We start from the raw sequence: 14705 nt of genomic DNA on the forward strand, positions 1-14705 counted from the left end.
CTACGCCGGGCTGAGTCTCCACTGTTGGCAGCCGTTGTTCAGCCAGGTCCACTGGCGTACGTCGGCGCCGTCCGCGGCGGAGCAGTCGGCGACGTCGGCGACCTTGCCGGTCGCCTGGTTGACGATCCGGACGTGACCGCCGTCGGTGGCCACGAACCGGAAGCGCTGACAGGTGTTGTTCAGCCACGACCACTGACGCAGGTCGGCGCCGTCCGCGGCGGAGCAGTTCTCGGTGTCCAGCACCTTGCCGGTGGCGGCGCTCACCAGCCGGTGGGTGTCGTCGCCGAGGTCCTCCAGCCGCCAGCGCTGGTGGGCGCCGCCGTCGCAGGCGTACTGCCGCACATCGGCACCGTCCGCGGTGGAACCGCCTGCCAGACCAAGGCACTTGCCGCTGTTGCGGTTGGTGAGGGTGTAGGTGGTGGAGGCGGTGGACGGCTCGCCGGAGGGCCCGGCCTGGCTCGCCCCGAGACGGACGGGCGTGCCGAGGTTCGGGGAGCCGTCCGCGTTCCAGGTGAACTTCTGCGCCCGCGCCGTACGCCCGTTGTCGCAGCCGTCGGAGGCGGAGTCGTTGGCGTGGTAGACGATCCAGTTCTCCGTCCCGTCCGGTGAGGTGAAGAACCCGTTGTGGCCAGGCCCGTAGACACCGTTGCCGTCGCTGCGCCGGAAGACGGGCGTGGACTTCTTGGTCCAGGACGAGGCGGACGTGGGGTCCGGCCCGGAGAGGGTGAGCTGCCCGAGTGCGTAGTCGGGCGTCCAGCAGCCGCTGGCGGAGTACACGAGGAAGGTACGCCCGCCCCGCTGGAGGATCTCCGGTCCCTCGTTGACGGTGCCGCCCTGCCGTTCCCAGTCGTAGGTGGGCGTGGAGACGGTGGAGAAGGACGAACTCACCGTGTAGGGGTTCGACATGCGCGCGGCGACGACGTTCTGCGTCCCGTTGTGCGTGCTGCCGAAGAGGTACAGCTGCCCGTTGATGGTCGCGACCGTCGGGTCCAGCATCCAGGAGGAGTTGAGCTGCCCCTTGTAGCCGTAGGGCCCCATGGGATCGGCCCCGGTGCTCTCCAGTACGTGACTGCGCTGGGTGGGGTTGTAGTCGGCGACGTTCTGCCCGGCGACGTAGTACAGGTACCAGCGCCCGTTGAGGTAGTGCAGTTCCGGCGCCCAGATGTTGCAGCACCGGGAGGCCGCGTCGCCCTGCCACACCTGCACGCTGGGAGCGGTGGCGAGACCGGCCAGGGTGGGCGACTTGCGCAGGGTGATGACGTCGGTCCAGGACGTGCTGACCAGGTAGTAGTGGCCGTCGTGGTGGACGATCCAGGGGTCGGCGCCCTTCTGGGCCTTGACGGGATTGCTGAACGAGGCCGCCTGCGCGGACGACTGCCCGAAGGAGAGGGCGAGCAGCAACGCGGCCAGCAGGATCAGTAGGCGACGGGCCATCCGCTGCTCCAGTTCAGGAGGTTGATGCCGAGCTTGGGGGTGCCGTTGTCGTTGCCGTCGTAGTAGTGGTAGACGATCAGGTCCCCGTCGACGTCGCTCATGATCGACTGGCCGCCGGGGCCGATGACGCTGCCGTGCGACTCGAGGACGGGCGTGCCGCCGTTGTTCATCAGCGAGACGCCGTTCCTGTCGCGGTAGGGCCCGGTGACGCCGGTGGCGCGGCCGACCTTGACCTTGTAGGTGGAGGAGGTGCCGGCGCAGCAGGTGTCGTACGAGGCGAAGAGGTAGTAGTAACCGCCCCGCTTGACGATGAACGGCGCCTCGACGGCCTTGGTCCCGGACGGGCGGGAGGCGAGCGAGTAGCGGGTGGTGTTGGAGGAGAGCCGCTTCCCGGTGGCGGGGTCGATCTGGATCATCTTGATGCCGGTCCACCAACTGCCGAAGGACAGCCACCACGTGCCGTCGCCGTCGACGAAGAGGTTGGGGTCGATGGCGTTGAAGTCGCTGGAGGAGTTCGACGTGAGGACCGTGCCGTAGTCGGTCCAGCTGCCCGGCTGTCCGGTGGTGGAGACGGCGAGCCCGATGGCGGAGGTGTTCGACCCGAACTTCGAGACGGAGTAGTACATCAGGTACTTGCCGCCGTGGTACGAGATGTCCGGTGCCCACGCCTCCGGCACGGAGGAGTAGGTGCGCCACCAGCCCGGCCGGGACGGGAACGCGTCGGCGCCGGCGGAGAAGGCGGTGCGGTCGGCGGAGGCCTTGCTGCTGATACCGCCGCCGGTGGCGTAGAGCAGGTACTGGCCGGACGGGGTGCGGATCATCGACGGGTCGTGCGTGACGACGGACCCGGTGACCCGCCCCGGGCCGGGGTACGCCGTGGCGGTCGTCGGCACGAGGGCGAGCAGCGCGGCGGTGGGGAGCGCGAGGAGCACGGCGCGCTTGCGGAGGGTGCGGCTCATACGGAGTTCTCCTTGCGGTGGGGGTCAGCACGTTCGTGATACCGAACAGCGATCGCAAGTTCGAACAAGACCGTAGAATCGAACCGTGTGCACGTCAATGGTCCGCGCGGACCCGGCCGGCGTCCGCCCAGCGCGGCCGGCCCTCCAGCGGCCGGCCGCACGGTAGACCCGGCTCAGCCGGAAAGCGAGCCCGAAGGGTTCGGGTCCGGGTCCGGGCAGGGTGACGCGACCGGGGAGGCGGTGGGGGCGGACGTCGGTGGAGCGGACTCGGTGGGGCAGTCGTCCGGGGAGGTGGGCGAGGGGCTCGGACCGGTCGGGTCGGGTGAGGGCGACGGCGTCCCCGTGGGGGACTCGGAGGGCTCCTGGCCGGTCGGAGTCGGGGTCGGGGTCGGGGTCGGGGGGGCGCTGGGGCCGGGCGGGGAGGAGGGAGCCGGTTCCGTGGCGGGCGGCGAGGGCTTCGGAGACGGGGCAGGGGCGCCGGAGGCGCTCGGCTCCGGTCCGATGACAATGCCGCCGCCCCCTCCTCCCCTGCCGCCGCTCCCGCCTGAGCCGACGGGGCCGGTCGCCGGTGTGTCGCCGCCCGCGCCGGGGCTCCTGGGGACGATGCCCCTGCCGTCAGCGACGGCGTGGACCCCGCTCAGGTAGAACTCCAGCCACTGTCTGACCAGCCGCAGGTAGGCCCCTGAGCGGTTGTAGCTGAGGACCGCCCGGTCCAGGTCCGCGGCACGGGCCAGGTTCCGGTCGCCCGCGCACAGGTAGTGTCCGGCCGCCAGGGCCGCGTCGAAGATGTTGTTCGGGTCCGCGCGGCCGTCGCCGTTGCCGTCCGTTCCCCAGCGGGCCCAGGTGGACGGCAGGAACTGCATGGGGCCCACCGCGCGGTCGTAGACCGTGTCGCCGTCGTGAGCGCCTCCGTCGGTGTCCCGGATCAGGGCGAACCCGCGGCCGTCGAGCGGCGGTCCGGTGATGCGGCCCAGGGTCGTGCCGGCGCGGTCGACCGCGCCGCCGCGCGCCTGCCCGGACTCCACCTTGCCGATCGCCGCGAGCAGTTGCCAGGGCAGCCGGCAGCCGGGGTCCGTCCGGGCGACGGAGGTCTCGGCCGCGCGGTAGGCGCGCAGCACGGTGGCCGGGATGCCGGACCGGGCGCGCAGGGCCCGGACGACCGGCGGGGCGGCCGACGCGCTGTCCGCGGTGTCCAGGGGCGGCAGTTCGACGTGGAAGGAGTCGTCGCCCGGCGGTGCGGGCTCGATGTACGGGCCGTCCGGTGCCGTCCCGCGGGCGTCGTCGGCGGGAGGGACGGCACGGGCGACCGCCGGCCCGCCGAGGAGGCCGGGCGCCTGCGAGGCGGTGAGGGCCGCCATGGCCGCCACGGTGACGGCGGTCGTCCTCAGTCCTCGGCGGGTCCGGCCGGTGCGCGGACCACGTGCGCGGCGTACGGGCATGGCTGTCACTCCTGTCGGATGAGGGGGCGCGGCGCCCCGGCCGGTCCGTGCCCGGCGGGGGTGCCCGTGGATGGGTGCGCCCGTGGGGGGTGGGGTGTCGGCGGCGTGGGCCTCAGCGGCCGAAGGTGTCGATGCCGGAGACGAGCCACCGTCCGTCGCGGTGCACCACGTCGACGGCGAGCAGGGCGCCCGCGTACACGCCCGCGTCCTGCCCGGCGGCCTTGCCCCCGGCGGTCCTGGCCCCGGCGGTGGTCACGCTGCTCTGGTCGGCGTAGACGAGGACGCGGGCGCGCGCCCCGTCGATCCGCTCGACGGCGCTCTCGGTGACCGCCGTGGTGATCACCGCCTTCTGTGCGTCGGCCCGCTCCCGCACGTCGGCGAGCAGGGTGCGGTGCTGTTCCACGGCCTTGCCCGTCAGGAGGTCCCGCGCGGCCTTGTCGAGGGCGCCGGGGTCGGTGTGGTCGTAGGAGAAGAGCCGGTCGACGGCTTCGGCCGTCCGTCCCTTGATCTCGCTGGTGCGGGCGAGGTCGGTCAGCGCGGTGTTGCGCCGCGCCGGCTCGTCACGGAGCGCCTCCGCCTCCGCGTGCGCCCAGCCGGCGAACCCGCCGAGGAACACGGTCAGTGCGCAGAGCGCCACGAGGACCACCGGCCGGCGGGTCCGGGCGCCGCGGGCGGCGGCCGGCTCGCGGAGGGTGCGGGAAGCGGCCGGCTTCCGGTCCCGCGTCCCGTTCCCGGCCGGTGGATCGGGAGGAGCCGGGACGGCCGCGGCGCCCGCGCGGAGCCGCCCGCCGGCGCTCTCCGGGCCCGCGGTGGCGGGCCGCGTCCCACGGGCCTGGCGGCGCCGCTGGCGGTTGATGAGGTGACGGGTCGTCGACATCGTGCTGTCCTCTCGGTGCGGCGGCTCGGCGGTACGGGACCGGGTCAGCCGGTCGGTGCGCCGCCCACGGGCGCCTGTCCCAGGGCGCTCAGCTTCCAGCGGCCCCCGGTGCGGGTGAGTTCGCCGAGCATGCGGCTGTCCTTGTCCGTGCCGGCGCCGTCGGCCGCCTTGACGGTGACGCGCAGGGCGACCAGGACCCGGGCCCGGCCCGCCCGGTCGTCGAGCTCGGTGACGGCGCCCGACAGCACCCGTGCCGTGGTGACCGTCTTCGCCTCCCTCACCTGGTCGGCGAACTCGTCGCGCCCTGCGGAGAGTTGCTCGTGCAGCTCGCCGGTGGTCGACGACTCCCACAGGTCGAGGCCCTGGTCGACGTCCCGGTGGTCGAGCGTGTTGAGGTTCAGTACGGCCTGCTCCCCGGCGGCCAGTGCCCTGTCCCGCTGCTCGGCGTAGGCGGCCGTGCCGTCGTGGGCCGCGGCGTACCAGTCCTGGCCCGCCCAGGCCGCGAGGCCGCCCGCGGTGAGGCCGAGGGCGACGAGCAGGGAGGAGAGCGCACGGGGACGGCGGGCGGTGAGGGCGCGGACCGCGCGTTTCATGGGGTGCTCCAGTCTCCCGCACGCTTCAGCGGGCCTTGAGGTCGACGATCCGCCAGCGGTCGTTCTCCAGCCGGGCGGTGACGGTGAGCTGGGCGGCCGCGGTGGTGGCCCCGCCGTCGCCGCGGCGGGAGGTCTGGTCGAGGAAGACCAGCAGGCGCGCCCGGTCGCCGTCGAGTTCGATCACCCCGGTCCGGACGGCACGGGTGCTCAGGGTGACGCGCTGCTCGGCCAGGTCGTCCCGTACCTGGTCGAAGAGGTCCCGGTACTGACGGGCGGCACGGCCGTCGAGCACGGCGCGCGCGGAGCGTTCGGCGGCCGCCGTGCCGTCCGGCGTGTACGAGAAGACGCGCGCGAGCGCGTTGCCGACCTCACCCGCGACCCGGTCGGTGGCCGCGGCGTCCGTGAGCGCCCGGTTCCGGGCGGACCCGGCCGACTCGAGCCGGTGGGCGCCGTGGAGGAACGCACAGCCGCCGAGGACGAGCAGGGCGGCGAGCCCGCCGAGTGCGACCCGCCGCAGTCGGTGCGCCGGGCGCTTCCCGGCCGGACGGCCGTCCCGGGACCGCCCGGTGCCGGCCGGGTCCCCGGCGGACGCCCCGGCCGTACACGGATCGCCCCCGGGCTCCGCGTCCCCGGCCCGCGCGGCGTCCTTACCCGGGGCGGGATCCTTGCCCGGGGCGGCGTCCTCCCCCAGCACGGGGCCCATCGCCGGAGCGGGCCCCTCCCCCAGGACGGGATCCGTCGCCGGAGCGGCGTCCCGTCCCAGCGGGGGGCCCGTCGCCGGAGCGGGGTCCTCTCCCTGGACGGGGCCCGCCACCGGCACGGGATCCTCCCCCGGCACGGGGCCCGCCACCGGCACGGGATCCTCCCCCGGCACGGGGCCCGCCACCGGCACGGGATCCTCCCCCGGCACGGGATCCGCCGCCGGGACGGGGCCCGCCGCCGGGACGGGGTCCTCTCCCAGGACGGGGTCCGTTCCCGGGGCGGGGTCCGTCGCCTGCGCCCCGTCCGCGCCGGAGTCCTCGTCCGCACCCGCGGGCGTGTCGTGCTCGGGGTCGTGCGGGCCGCCGCCGCGCAGCAGACGCGACAAGGTCATCGGTCCCCCTCCTCCCGCCCGCCCGAGAGCGGCACCGCGCTCAGGGCCTTCACCTTCCACTCCCCCTCGCCCGTCCGGGCCAGGACCGCCTCCAGGCGTTTGCGGTCGGTGGTCGCCCTCTTCGTCCCGGCGGGGGTGACCTCCACCCGGACGGTGACGATCAGCTTGGCCGTTCCGGCCCGCGTGTCGAGTGCGGTCACCGCCGCCTCGGTGACCGTGCCGCGCGCCGACGCGCCCGTCTCGGCCCCGGTGCCGTCCAGTTCCTCGCGCAGCGGCCCGGTGGAGGCGTCCCGCCAGGCCCGTATGCCGGTCGCCGCCCGCTGCCGGGTCGACGCGTCGAGGGTGGTGAGCACGGCGACGCGCTCCCGCCCGTCGGCGAGCACCCGGTCGCGCTCCCGGCCGTGGGCGAGGGCGTCGTCGGCGCGGGCCTGCGCGTACGTCCACGCGCCGGTGCCGCAGAAGGCCACGGCCACGGCGAGCCCCACGCCGCCCAGGACCCGGGCCGCCCTCATCGGGCGCTCCGTACGCCGGGGGCGAGGAGGTCCGTCATGTTCCCCGGGGCCTCCCCCGCCTGCCCCGGCAGGGCGAGGGCACCGGGCAGCGCGGCCGGTCCGCCCGTCCGCGCTCCGCCGCTGCCGGAGGGCAGCGAGCCGGGGCGGGCCGGCTCGGGGACCGGGCCTCCTCTTGGAGCGTTCGCGGCGCCGCGCACGTTGTACCCGTCGGCGGCGGAGGACGTGCAGGCGGCGCCGGTGTTGAGGGCGGGCGTGGTGCCGAGGTCGAGCCCGTTCCGGTACCGCGTGGCACCGTAGCCGGCGGTGCAGGGCAGGGGCTTGAAGAAGGTGACGGCCATGCCGAAGTTCAGCTTCCCTCCGTCGACGGCGGTGGCCCCGGCGGCGACGGCCGCCGGGAACTTCACGAGGAGTTCCTCCGTGCCGCGCTGCCGGGTGACGGCGATCTCGGACGTGGTGAGGAGATTGGCGAGTACGACGCCGAGGCTCGGGTCGAGGTCCCGCAGGACGCCGCTGACCTGGGCGGCCGCATCGGGAGTGACGGCGAGCAGGCGGCGCAGGTCGGCGTCGGAGCCCTTGAGCGCGCGGGCCAGTTCCTCCGCCCCGACGGCGAAGTCGCGGATGGCACGCTTCTCCTCCGCCTGGGTGCGCAGGACGGTCTCGCCGTCGGTGATGAGCCGGGTGGTGGACGGCAGGGCGCGGTCGGCGGCCTCCACGAAGGCGCTGCCGCTGTCGAGCAGGACCTGGAGGTCGTCGCCGTGCCCCTCGAAGGCCGCACCGAGTTCGTCCACCACGGTGCGCAGATCGTCGAGGGGGACGGAGCGGGCGAGGTCGTCCACGCTCGCGAGGACGTCGGTGACGGGCCGGGGCACCTGGGTGTCGGCCCGCTCGATCCGGGCGCCGTCGGCCAGGTAGGGGGCGCCGCCGCTCTCCGGCCGCAGGTCGATGTACTGCTCGCCCACGGCGGAGAGCCCGGCGACCACCGCACGGGTGTCGGCGGGGATGCGCGGGGCGGACTTCTTGATGCGCAGTTCGGCCACGACGCCGTCGGCGGTCAGGCCGATCGGTCCGACACGGCCGACGGAGACGCCCCGGTAGGTGACGTCGGAGTGGGTGAACAGTCCGCCGGTGTGCGGGAGTCGCACGTCGACCGTGTAGTAGTCGGCGACGCCGACGTACCGTCCGAGGTCGGCGTAGCGGATGCCCAGGAAGGAGAGGGCGAGGACGGCGACGAGGAGGAAGGCGAGGTTCTTCAGCCGTACGGCGAGGGTGATCATCCCGCCTCACCTCCCGGTGCGGCCTGCGGGTCCGTCGCCGTCCCGGTGGCGGGGACGGACGGCAGGGGCAGGGGGGAGGACGGCGGCGGTGAGGAGGGCCGGCCCGGTGACGGGGCCGGGGACGAGGCGGGTGCCCCGCTGTCCCTCCCCGCGGGCTTCTCCGCGCGCCGCTGCTTCCCGGACGCCCCCGGCCCGTCGCCCGCCGGGGCGGAGGGCGGGGGTGTGTCCGGGGGCACCAGCGGCGGGATCAGCCGGGTCCCGGGCACGGCGACCATGTCCAGGTACACGTTGAGGTAGTCGCCCTTCACCCCCCGCAGCACCTCGTCGGTGAACGGGTAGGTCAGCAGCACCTCGAGCGAGTCGGGCAGGTCCGCGCCCGCGTCCGCGAGGGCCTTCAGGGTCGGGGCGAGGGCCTTGAGGTCGGCGATCATGTCGTCCTTGCTCGCGTCGACGGTGGAGACGGCGACGCCGGACAGGGTGTCGAGGGAGCGCAGCATGGTCAGCAGGGAGCCGCGCTGCCTCTCCAGCGTCTTCAGTCCGGGCGAGAGGTCGGTGAGGACGGTGCCGACGTCCTCCTTGCGGCTGGCGAGGGTCGTGGAGAGCCGGTTGACGGCGTCGAGGGCGTCGGTGATGTCGCCCCGGTGGTCGTCGAGGTCGGTCACAAGGGCGTCGACCCGCTTCAGCATGGAGCGGACCGCCGGTTCGCGGCCGCCGAGCGCCGAGTTGAGTTCCCGGGTGATGGTCTTCAGCTGGTTGACGCCGCCGCCGTTGAGGAGCAGGGACAGCGCGCCGAACACCTCTTCCACCTCGGTGTCGCGGCCGGTGCGGGAGACCGGGATGACGCCGCCGTCCTCCAGCCGCCCGGCCCCGGTGTCCTTCCCGGGGGCGACGAGCTGGACGTACTTCTCGCCCAGCAGGCTGGACTGTTCGACCCGGGCGGCGGCGTCGGCCGGCAGCCGCACCTCACCGTTGATCTCCATGGTGACGCGGGCCGTCCAGTCGTCCCGGCCCAGGTCGACGGCGGTGACCCGGCCGACGGCGACGTCGTTGACCTTCACCGCGGAGTGCGGGACCAGGCTGAGTACGTCCTGGAGTTCCGCGGTGACGGTGTAGGGGCGGTCACCGAGGTCGGCGCCACCGGGCAGCGGCAGGTCCTCCAGACCGCCGAAGCGCGGAAGGTCGACGGTGACCGCGCCCAGGGCCAGGGTGAAGCCGAGCCCCAGGGCGATCAGGCCGCCCGCGGTGAGACCGGCGGCGCCGCCCGCGGTCAGCAGGCCGCGCTTCACCGCCGTTCCCGGGCCGGAGCGCCGTGTGCCGCGCCTCATCGCTCCCCCTTCCCGGGGCCCGTGCCGCCGCCCGCGGAGGAGCCGCCCGCGGCGGGCAGCGGCAGCAGGGGGCCGCCCATGCTGATCTCGTTGAGGTTGGCCCGGCCGTCGAGGGTGCGGGAGTCGGGGTTGTAGGCGTTGACCAGGTTGCCCGCGGCCAGCGGTGCGGTGTCGAGCGCCTCGGCCAGCGAGGCACGCTGCTGGACGAGGGTCCGGGTGAGGGGCAGGAGCCGGTCGACGTTGCCCTTCAGCTCGCCCCGGTTGTCCTCGACGAAGGTCTTGACCCGGCCGAGGGCGGACCCCAGTTCCTCGAGCGCGCCGGTGAGGTCGTCCTTGTTGTCGGCGAAGAAGCCGACGACCTCGTCCAGGCGTTCCTGCGCGGTGCGCACGTCGGAGTCCTTCTCCTTCAGCATGGTGGTGAAGGTCTGGAGCCTGCGCAGCGTGCCGAACAGGTCGCCGCTGCTGCCGTCGAGCGTCCTGGCCGCCTTGCCGAACTCCTCGATGCCGTCGCCGATCGCCTCGCCGTTGCCTTCGAGGTTGGCGGCGCCGGTGCGCAGCAGGTCGGACAGGGCGCCCTCCGCGTTGGCGCCGTCCGGGCCGAGCGCCTCGCCGAGCTCGGTGACCGAGTCGTAGAGCTGGTCGATCTCGACGGGGGTGCGGTTGCGGGCGGCGGGCAGGACGGCGCCCTCGGCCAGCGCGGGTCCCGCGCTGTAGGCGGGGGTGAGCTGCACGTAGCGGTCGGCGACGACGCTCGGCGCGACGACCACGGCCCGGGCGTCCGCGGGGACCTTCACCCCCTCGTCCAGGCGCAGTCCGACGCGCACCGTGGTGCCCTGCGGGCGGACCGACTCCACCTCGCCGACCCGCACACCGAGGATGCGCAGGTCGGATCCGGGGTGGACGCCGACGACCCGGTCGAAGTAGGCGGTCAGCCGGGTGCCGCCGGAGTCGAGGACGCGGACGGCGGCCAGGGCGCCGGCGACGAGCACCGCGAGGGCGAGCACGCCGGTGAGGAGTCTGCTGCGCGGGGTCATCGCTCCCCCTTCCCCCGGGCCGCCGCCTGCTTCGGGGGCAGGCAGCCGGACTCGGGCAGGGACGTCTCGGGCAGGTAGTCGCGGGGGATGACGCCGCACAGGTAGCTGTCGAACCACCGTCCGTTGCCCAGGGTGTTGCCCACGAGGCGGTAGTACGGGCCGACCAGCGCGAGGGTCTTGCCGAGCTCGGTGTTGTTCCTCTCCAGTACGCCGGTGACCCGGCTCAGCGCCTTGAGGGTGGGGCCGAGCTGCTTCTCGTTGTCGTCGACGAGGCCGCCGAGCTCCTTGCCGAGTTTCCTGCTGCCCTTGAGCAGGGCACGGATGGCGTCCCGGCGGTCGTGGAGTTCGCCGAGCAGGGAGCCGCCGTCCTCCAGGAGGGTCTCGAAGCTGGACTGCCTGTTCTGCAGCGTCTTGGTGAACCGCGCGCTGCCCTTGAGGAGTTCGGCGAGCTTCGCGTCGCGTGAGGAGACGGATCTGGAGAGCGCGGACAGGCCGTCCGCGGCCTTGCGCACATGCGGCGGGGAGTCGGCGAAGGTGTCGGAGAGGGCCGCGAAGCTCTCCGCGAGCCGCCGGGTGTCGATGTCCCCGACGGTGGAGCCGAGGTCCTGGAAGGCCTGCGTCACGTCGTAGGGGGAGGTGGTGCGGGACAGCGGGATGCGGCTGTCCGGGTCCTGCCGGCCGGTGCCGAGCGGGTCGAGCGCCAGGTACTTGTCGCCGAGGAGGGTCTTGATGGCGATGGCGGCGGTGGTCCGGTCGCCGATCCACACGTCCTCGACCTCGAAGGTGACCTTGACCTTGGGGCCGTCGAGGGCGACCCCGGTGACCTCGCCCGCCTTGACGCCGGCGATGCGCACCTCGTCCCCCTCGGCGAGGCCGGCGGCTTCGGAGAAGTCCGCGCTGTAGCGCGTGCCGCCGGTGAACGGCAGCCGGTCCACGGTGAGGACGAGGGTGGCGAGCAGGGCGAGGGCGACCAGTCCCACGACGGCGACGGCGACCGGCTCGCGCTCCTTGACGGGCCGGAGGCGGGGGCGCCCGGTGAAGCGCCTCATCCGCGGCACCTCGATTCGGTGATCGCGATGCCGGTCGGCGGCCGGGAGCCGTCGGAGGTGGTCACTCCGCTCACGCGTGCCTCGCAGAGGTAGAGGTTGAACCACGACCCGTAGGAGGACAGCCGGGCCAGGGCGGTCATCTTGGCGGGGCTCCGTTCGAGGAAGTCCTCGATCTGCGGCAGGTGACCGCCGAGGCCGGTGGAGAGCCGGCCCAGTTCGCGGATGTCCCGCTTCAGGGGCGCGCGCCCGTCCTCGAGGAGTCCTGCGGTGACCGTGGTCAGGTCGCCCATGGCCGCGACCGCCCTGCCGAGGGGCTTGCGGTCGCCGTCGAAGCCGGTGACGAGGTCCTGGAGGGTGACGACGAGGTCGTCGAAGCCGGCCTCGCGGTCGTTGAGGGTGTCCAGGACGGTGCTCAGGTTGTCGACGACCTGGCCGATCACCTTGTCCTTGGCGGCGACGGTCGTGCTGAGCGAGCCGATGTGGCGGATCAGGCTGTCCACCGTGGCGCCCTCGCCCTGGAGCACCTGCACGATCGATCCGGCGAGTTCGTTGACGTCCTTCGGGGACAGTCCCTCGAACAAGGGCTTGAACCCGTTGAAGAGCAGCGTCAGGTCGAGGGCCGGTGTGGTGCGGTCGAGCGGGATGGTGTCGCCCGGTTCGAGCGTGCCGGTGAGGTCGCCGCTGCCGCGGCCGAGGGCGACGTAGCGCTGGCCGACCATGTTGAGGTACTTCACGGCGGCGGTGGCGGACCCGGGCAGCCGCCGGTCGTCGCGGACGGTGAAGGTGACCTGCGCGGTGCGCCGTTGCACGACGCGGACGTCGGTCACCTCACCGACCTTCACCCCGGAGATACGCACGCTGTCGCCCTCGACGAGTCCCGTGACGTCGGTGAACAGGGCCCGGTAGGTGCGGGTCGCGGTGTCGATTCCGGTACTGGCGACGCCGATGCCGAGCACGGTCGTGGCGATGCCCGTGACCACGAGGAAGACCAGGGACTTGAGCAGCGGCCCGGTGAGCGGGCGGCGGCGGGTGTGGGCGTTGTCCGCGCGGGTCATCCGAGCGTCACCTCCGTTCCGCGGTAGGCCGGCCCGACGAGCAGGCTGCTCCAGTCGGGCAGATCACCGGGCGTCCGGCCCGCCGCGGGTGCGAGCAGTTCGTTGACCAGGTCGTTCTCCTGCGGCGAGTTGGCGGGCCCGAGGTCCTGCTCGACGGCTGCGGACGCCTGTGCGGCGGGCCGGGCCAACGTGCCGAGGTAGGGGACGGAGGGACAGCGGGGGCCGCCCCCGGAGTCGTACACGGGGGTGTCGCGGCCGGGCAGGTAGGCACCGCGCGGGGGGACGGCGGTGACGTCGACGTGGATGCCGGGCCGGTCGGTGCCCTTGCCGAGCACCTTGTCCATGGCGGGGACGAAGCCGGCGAGGGTGCGCAGGGTGCAGGGGAAGGACGGGGAGTACTCGGCGAGCAGTTCCAGGGTGGGCCTGCCGGCCGCGCTGAGCCGGATGACGGTGTCCTTGTTCTCGCGCAGGAAGGCCGTCACGTCCTCGGCCGTGCGGGTGGTGGCCCCGAGGGTGCGGGCGTAGGCCGCCTCCTGTTCGGCGAGGGTGCCGCTGGTGGTGGTGAAGTCGGTGAGCGCCGTGATGATGTCGGGCGCGGCGTCCGCGTAGACGTGTCCCACCTCCACCAGGTGCCTGAGGTCCCGGTTGAGGGCGGGCAGGTGGGGATTGAACTCCTCGAGATGGGCGTCCAGTCGCACGAGCGTGTCGCCGAGCCGGCCACCGCGCCCCTCCAGGGCCTGCGAGACGGCCGACAGGGTCGCGGACAGCTTCTGCGGCTGGACCGCGGTGAGCATCGGCAGGACGTCGTCGAGGACCTGCTGGAGTTCGACGGCGTTCTCGGAGCGGTCCTGGGGGATGACGGCCCCGGCGGTCAGCGGCCGGTCCGAGGGCGACGCCGGCGGCACCAGGGCCACGAACCGTTCGCCGAACAGGGTGGTGGGCAGCATCTGCGCCCGCACGTCGGAGGGGACGTGGTCGAGGGCGCCGGGTTCCATGGCGAGGGTGAGCCGGGCGCCTCCCTCGGTGGCGTCGATGGCGCGGACCTCCCCGACGACGACCCCGCGCAGTTTGACCTCGGCGCCCGGGTGCATCTCGTTGCCGACGCTGCCGGTCTCGACGACCACCGGGTCGGACGCGGTGAACCGCTTGTCGTAGACGGCGACGGCCAGCCAGATCAGCAGGACCGGCACCAGCAGGAACACCACCCCGCTCGACCGCAGGCGCAGTGTGCGGCCTCGTGCTCCGCTCATCTCACCCCGCCACCTTCACGGTCGTGGTCGCGCCCCACAGGGCGAGCGACAGGAAGAAGTCGGTGACACTGATCAGCACGATGGCGTTGCGCACCGACCGGCCGACGGCCACGCCGACGCCGGCGGGGCCTCCGGTGGCGCGGTAGCCGTAGTAGCAGTGGGCGAGGATCACCATGACGCTGAAGATCAGCACTTTCAGCACCGACAGCAGGACGTCCGTCGGGGAGAGGAAGAGGTTGAAGTAGTGGTCGTAGGTGCCCCGGGACTGGCCGTTGAACAGGACGGTCACGGAGCGGGACGCGAGGTAGGAGGAGAGCAGCCCGATCGCGTACAGCGGGACGATGGCGACGACCCCGGCGATGATGCGCGTGGTGACCAGGTAGGGCATGGAGCGGATGCCCATGCCTTCGAGGGCGTCGACCTCCTCGTTGATGCGCATGGCGCCGAGCTGGGCGGTGAAACCGGCGCCGACGGTCGCCGAGAGGGCGAGCCCGGCGACGAGCGGGGCGATCTCGCGGGTGTTGAAGTAGGCGGAGACGAATCCGGTGAACGCGGCCGTGCCGATCTGGTCGAGGGCCGCGTAGCCCTGGAGTCCGACGACGGTGCCGGTGAAGAGCGTCATCGCGATCATCACGCCGATGGTGCCGCCGATGACGCCGAGGCCGCCGGAGCCGAACGCGACCTCGGCGAGGAGGCGTTGCACCTCCCTGAGGTAGCGGTGCAGGGTCCGCGGGACCCACAGCAGCGCCCGGGCGTAGAAGAGCAGGTGGTCGCCGGACCGGTCGAGCAGGGCGAGCGGGGAGGCCATCGG

General features: G+C 73.7%; 14 protein-coding genes. All 14 read right to left on the reverse strand.

Annotated features, from left to right (window positions below; genetic code table 11):
- The 14 genes from IE118_RS03005 to IE118_RS03070 all read right to left on the reverse strand — a co-directional run bounded on the left by IE118_RS03005 (position 1) and on the right by IE118_RS03070 (position 14702).
- Positions 1 to 1434, reverse strand: coding sequence for a family 43 glycosylhydrolase (locus tag IE118_RS03005; RefSeq protein WP_189555642.1), 1434 nt, complete (start codon positions 1432 to 1434; stop codon positions 1 to 3).
- Positions 1416 to 2393, reverse strand: a complete 978-nt coding sequence (locus IE118_RS03010) for an arabinan endo-1,5-alpha-L-arabinosidase (RefSeq protein ID WP_189555643.1) — start codon at positions 2391 to 2393, stop codon at positions 1416 to 1418. The genes IE118_RS03005 and IE118_RS03010 overlap by 19 nt, the downstream gene beginning before the upstream one ends.
- Positions 2394 to 2566: 173 nt before the next feature.
- The gene (locus IE118_RS03015; protein ID WP_189555644.1) at positions 2567 to 3832 is read right to left on the reverse strand and encodes a lytic transglycosylase domain-containing protein; all 1266 of its coding nucleotides are present in this window, start codon (positions 3830 to 3832) and stop codon (positions 2567 to 2569) included.
- A gap of 112 nt (positions 3833 to 3944) precedes the next feature.
- A complete protein-coding gene (locus IE118_RS03020; RefSeq protein ID WP_189555645.1) occupies positions 3945 to 4709 on the reverse strand; it encodes a hypothetical protein in 765 nt (254 codons plus the stop codon).
- Positions 4710 to 4753: 44 nt separating this feature from the next.
- Positions 4754 to 5302, reverse strand: a complete 549-nt coding sequence (locus tag IE118_RS03025) for an Rv1363c family protein (protein WP_189555646.1) — start codon at positions 5300 to 5302, stop codon at positions 4754 to 4756.
- 25 nt (positions 5303 to 5327) lie between these two features.
- On the reverse strand, positions 5328 to 6005 hold the full coding sequence (locus IE118_RS03030) for a nuclear transport factor 2 family protein (protein WP_229846670.1): 678 nt from the start codon (positions 6003 to 6005) through the stop codon (positions 5328 to 5330).
- A 386-nt stretch (positions 6006 to 6391) separates the two neighbouring features.
- Complete coding sequence (locus IE118_RS03035; RefSeq protein ID WP_189555647.1) at positions 6392 to 6907, reverse strand: hypothetical protein; 516 nt, start codon at positions 6905 to 6907, stop codon at positions 6392 to 6394.
- The gene (locus IE118_RS03040) at positions 6904 to 8181 is read right to left on the reverse strand and encodes an MCE family protein (protein WP_189555648.1); all 1278 of its coding nucleotides are present in this window, start codon (positions 8179 to 8181) and stop codon (positions 6904 to 6906) included. Before IE118_RS03040 ends, IE118_RS03035 begins: the two co-directional genes overlap by 4 nt.
- On the reverse strand, positions 8178 to 9506 hold the full coding sequence (locus IE118_RS03045) for an MCE family protein (protein ID WP_189555649.1): 1329 nt from the start codon (positions 9504 to 9506) through the stop codon (positions 8178 to 8180). The genes IE118_RS03040 and IE118_RS03045 overlap by 4 nt, the downstream gene beginning before the upstream one ends.
- Positions 9503 to 10540, reverse strand: coding sequence for an MCE family protein (locus tag IE118_RS03050; protein WP_189555650.1), 1038 nt, complete (start codon positions 10538 to 10540; stop codon positions 9503 to 9505). Before IE118_RS03050 ends, IE118_RS03045 begins: the two co-directional genes overlap by 4 nt.
- Complete coding sequence (locus tag IE118_RS03055) at positions 10537 to 11589, reverse strand: MCE family protein (protein WP_189555651.1); 1053 nt, start codon at positions 11587 to 11589, stop codon at positions 10537 to 10539. Before IE118_RS03055 ends, IE118_RS03050 begins: the two co-directional genes overlap by 4 nt.
- Entirely contained in the window at positions 11586 to 12644 is a 1059-nt protein-coding gene (locus IE118_RS03060; protein ID WP_189555652.1) for an MCE family protein, read from the reverse strand. The genes IE118_RS03055 and IE118_RS03060 overlap by 4 nt, the downstream gene beginning before the upstream one ends.
- Entirely contained in the window at positions 12641 to 13894 is a 1254-nt protein-coding gene (locus IE118_RS03065; RefSeq protein WP_189555653.1) for an MCE family protein, read from the reverse strand. Before IE118_RS03065 ends, IE118_RS03060 begins: the two co-directional genes overlap by 4 nt.
- Position 13895: 1 nt before the next feature.
- A complete protein-coding gene (locus tag IE118_RS03070; protein ID WP_189555654.1) occupies positions 13896 to 14702 on the reverse strand; it encodes an MlaE family ABC transporter permease in 807 nt (268 codons plus the stop codon).
- Positions 14703 to 14705: the final 3 nt, after the last annotated feature.

Origin of the sequence: Streptomyces pilosus, assembly GCF_014649835.1 — a bacterium.
GTDB classification, from domain to species: domain Bacteria; phylum Actinomycetota; class Actinomycetes; order Streptomycetales; family Streptomycetaceae; genus Streptomyces; species Streptomyces pilosus.

What these genes read in the sequence shown, in the direction of transcription:
- IE118_RS03010 (WP_189555643.1), bottom strand. Translation starts at nt 2,393, where the DNA reads ATGAGCCGCACCCTCCGCAAGCGCGCCGTGCTCCTCGCGCTCCCCACC.
- IE118_RS03060 (WP_189555652.1), bottom strand. Translation starts at nt 12,644, where the DNA reads ATGACCCGCGCGGACAACGCCCACACCCGCCGCCGCCCGCTCACCGGG.
- IE118_RS03005 (WP_189555642.1), bottom strand. Translation starts at nt 1,434, where the DNA reads ATGGCCCGTCGCCTACTGATCCTGCTGGCCGCGTTGCTGCTCGCCCTC.
- IE118_RS03045 (WP_189555649.1), bottom strand. Translation starts at nt 9,506, where the DNA reads ATGAGGCGCGGCACACGGCGCTCCGGCCCGGGAACGGCGGTGAAGCGC.
- IE118_RS03065 (WP_189555653.1), bottom strand. Translation starts at nt 13,894, where the DNA reads ATGAGCGGAGCACGAGGCCGCACACTGCGCCTGCGGTCGAGCGGGGTG.
- IE118_RS03040 (WP_189555648.1), bottom strand. Translation starts at nt 8,181, where the DNA reads ATGATCACCCTCGCCGTACGGCTGAAGAACCTCGCCTTCCTCCTCGTC.
- IE118_RS03055 (WP_189555651.1), bottom strand. Translation starts at nt 11,589, where the DNA reads ATGAGGCGCTTCACCGGGCGCCCCCGCCTCCGGCCCGTCAAGGAGCGC.
- IE118_RS03050 (WP_189555650.1), bottom strand. Translation starts at nt 10,540, where the DNA reads ATGACCCCGCGCAGCAGACTCCTCACCGGCGTGCTCGCCCTCGCGGTG.
- IE118_RS03025 (WP_189555646.1), bottom strand. Translation starts at nt 5,302, where the DNA reads ATGAAACGCGCGGTCCGCGCCCTCACCGCCCGCCGTCCCCGTGCGCTC.
- IE118_RS03030 (WP_229846670.1), bottom strand. Translation starts at nt 6,005, where the DNA reads ATGGGCCCCGTGCTGGGGGAGGACGCCGCCCCGGGCAAGGATCCCGCC.
- IE118_RS03015 (WP_189555644.1), bottom strand. Translation starts at nt 3,832, where the DNA reads ATGCCCGTACGCCGCGCACGTGGTCCGCGCACCGGCCGGACCCGCCGA.
- IE118_RS03070 (WP_189555654.1), bottom strand. Translation starts at nt 14,702, where the DNA reads ATGGCCTCCCCGCTCGCCCTGCTCGACCGGTCCGGCGACCACCTGCTC.
- IE118_RS03020 (WP_189555645.1), bottom strand. Translation starts at nt 4,709, where the DNA reads ATGTCGACGACCCGTCACCTCATCAACCGCCAGCGGCGCCGCCAGGCC.
- IE118_RS03035 (WP_189555647.1), bottom strand. Translation starts at nt 6,907, where the DNA reads ATGAGGGCGGCCCGGGTCCTGGGCGGCGTGGGGCTCGCCGTGGCCGTG.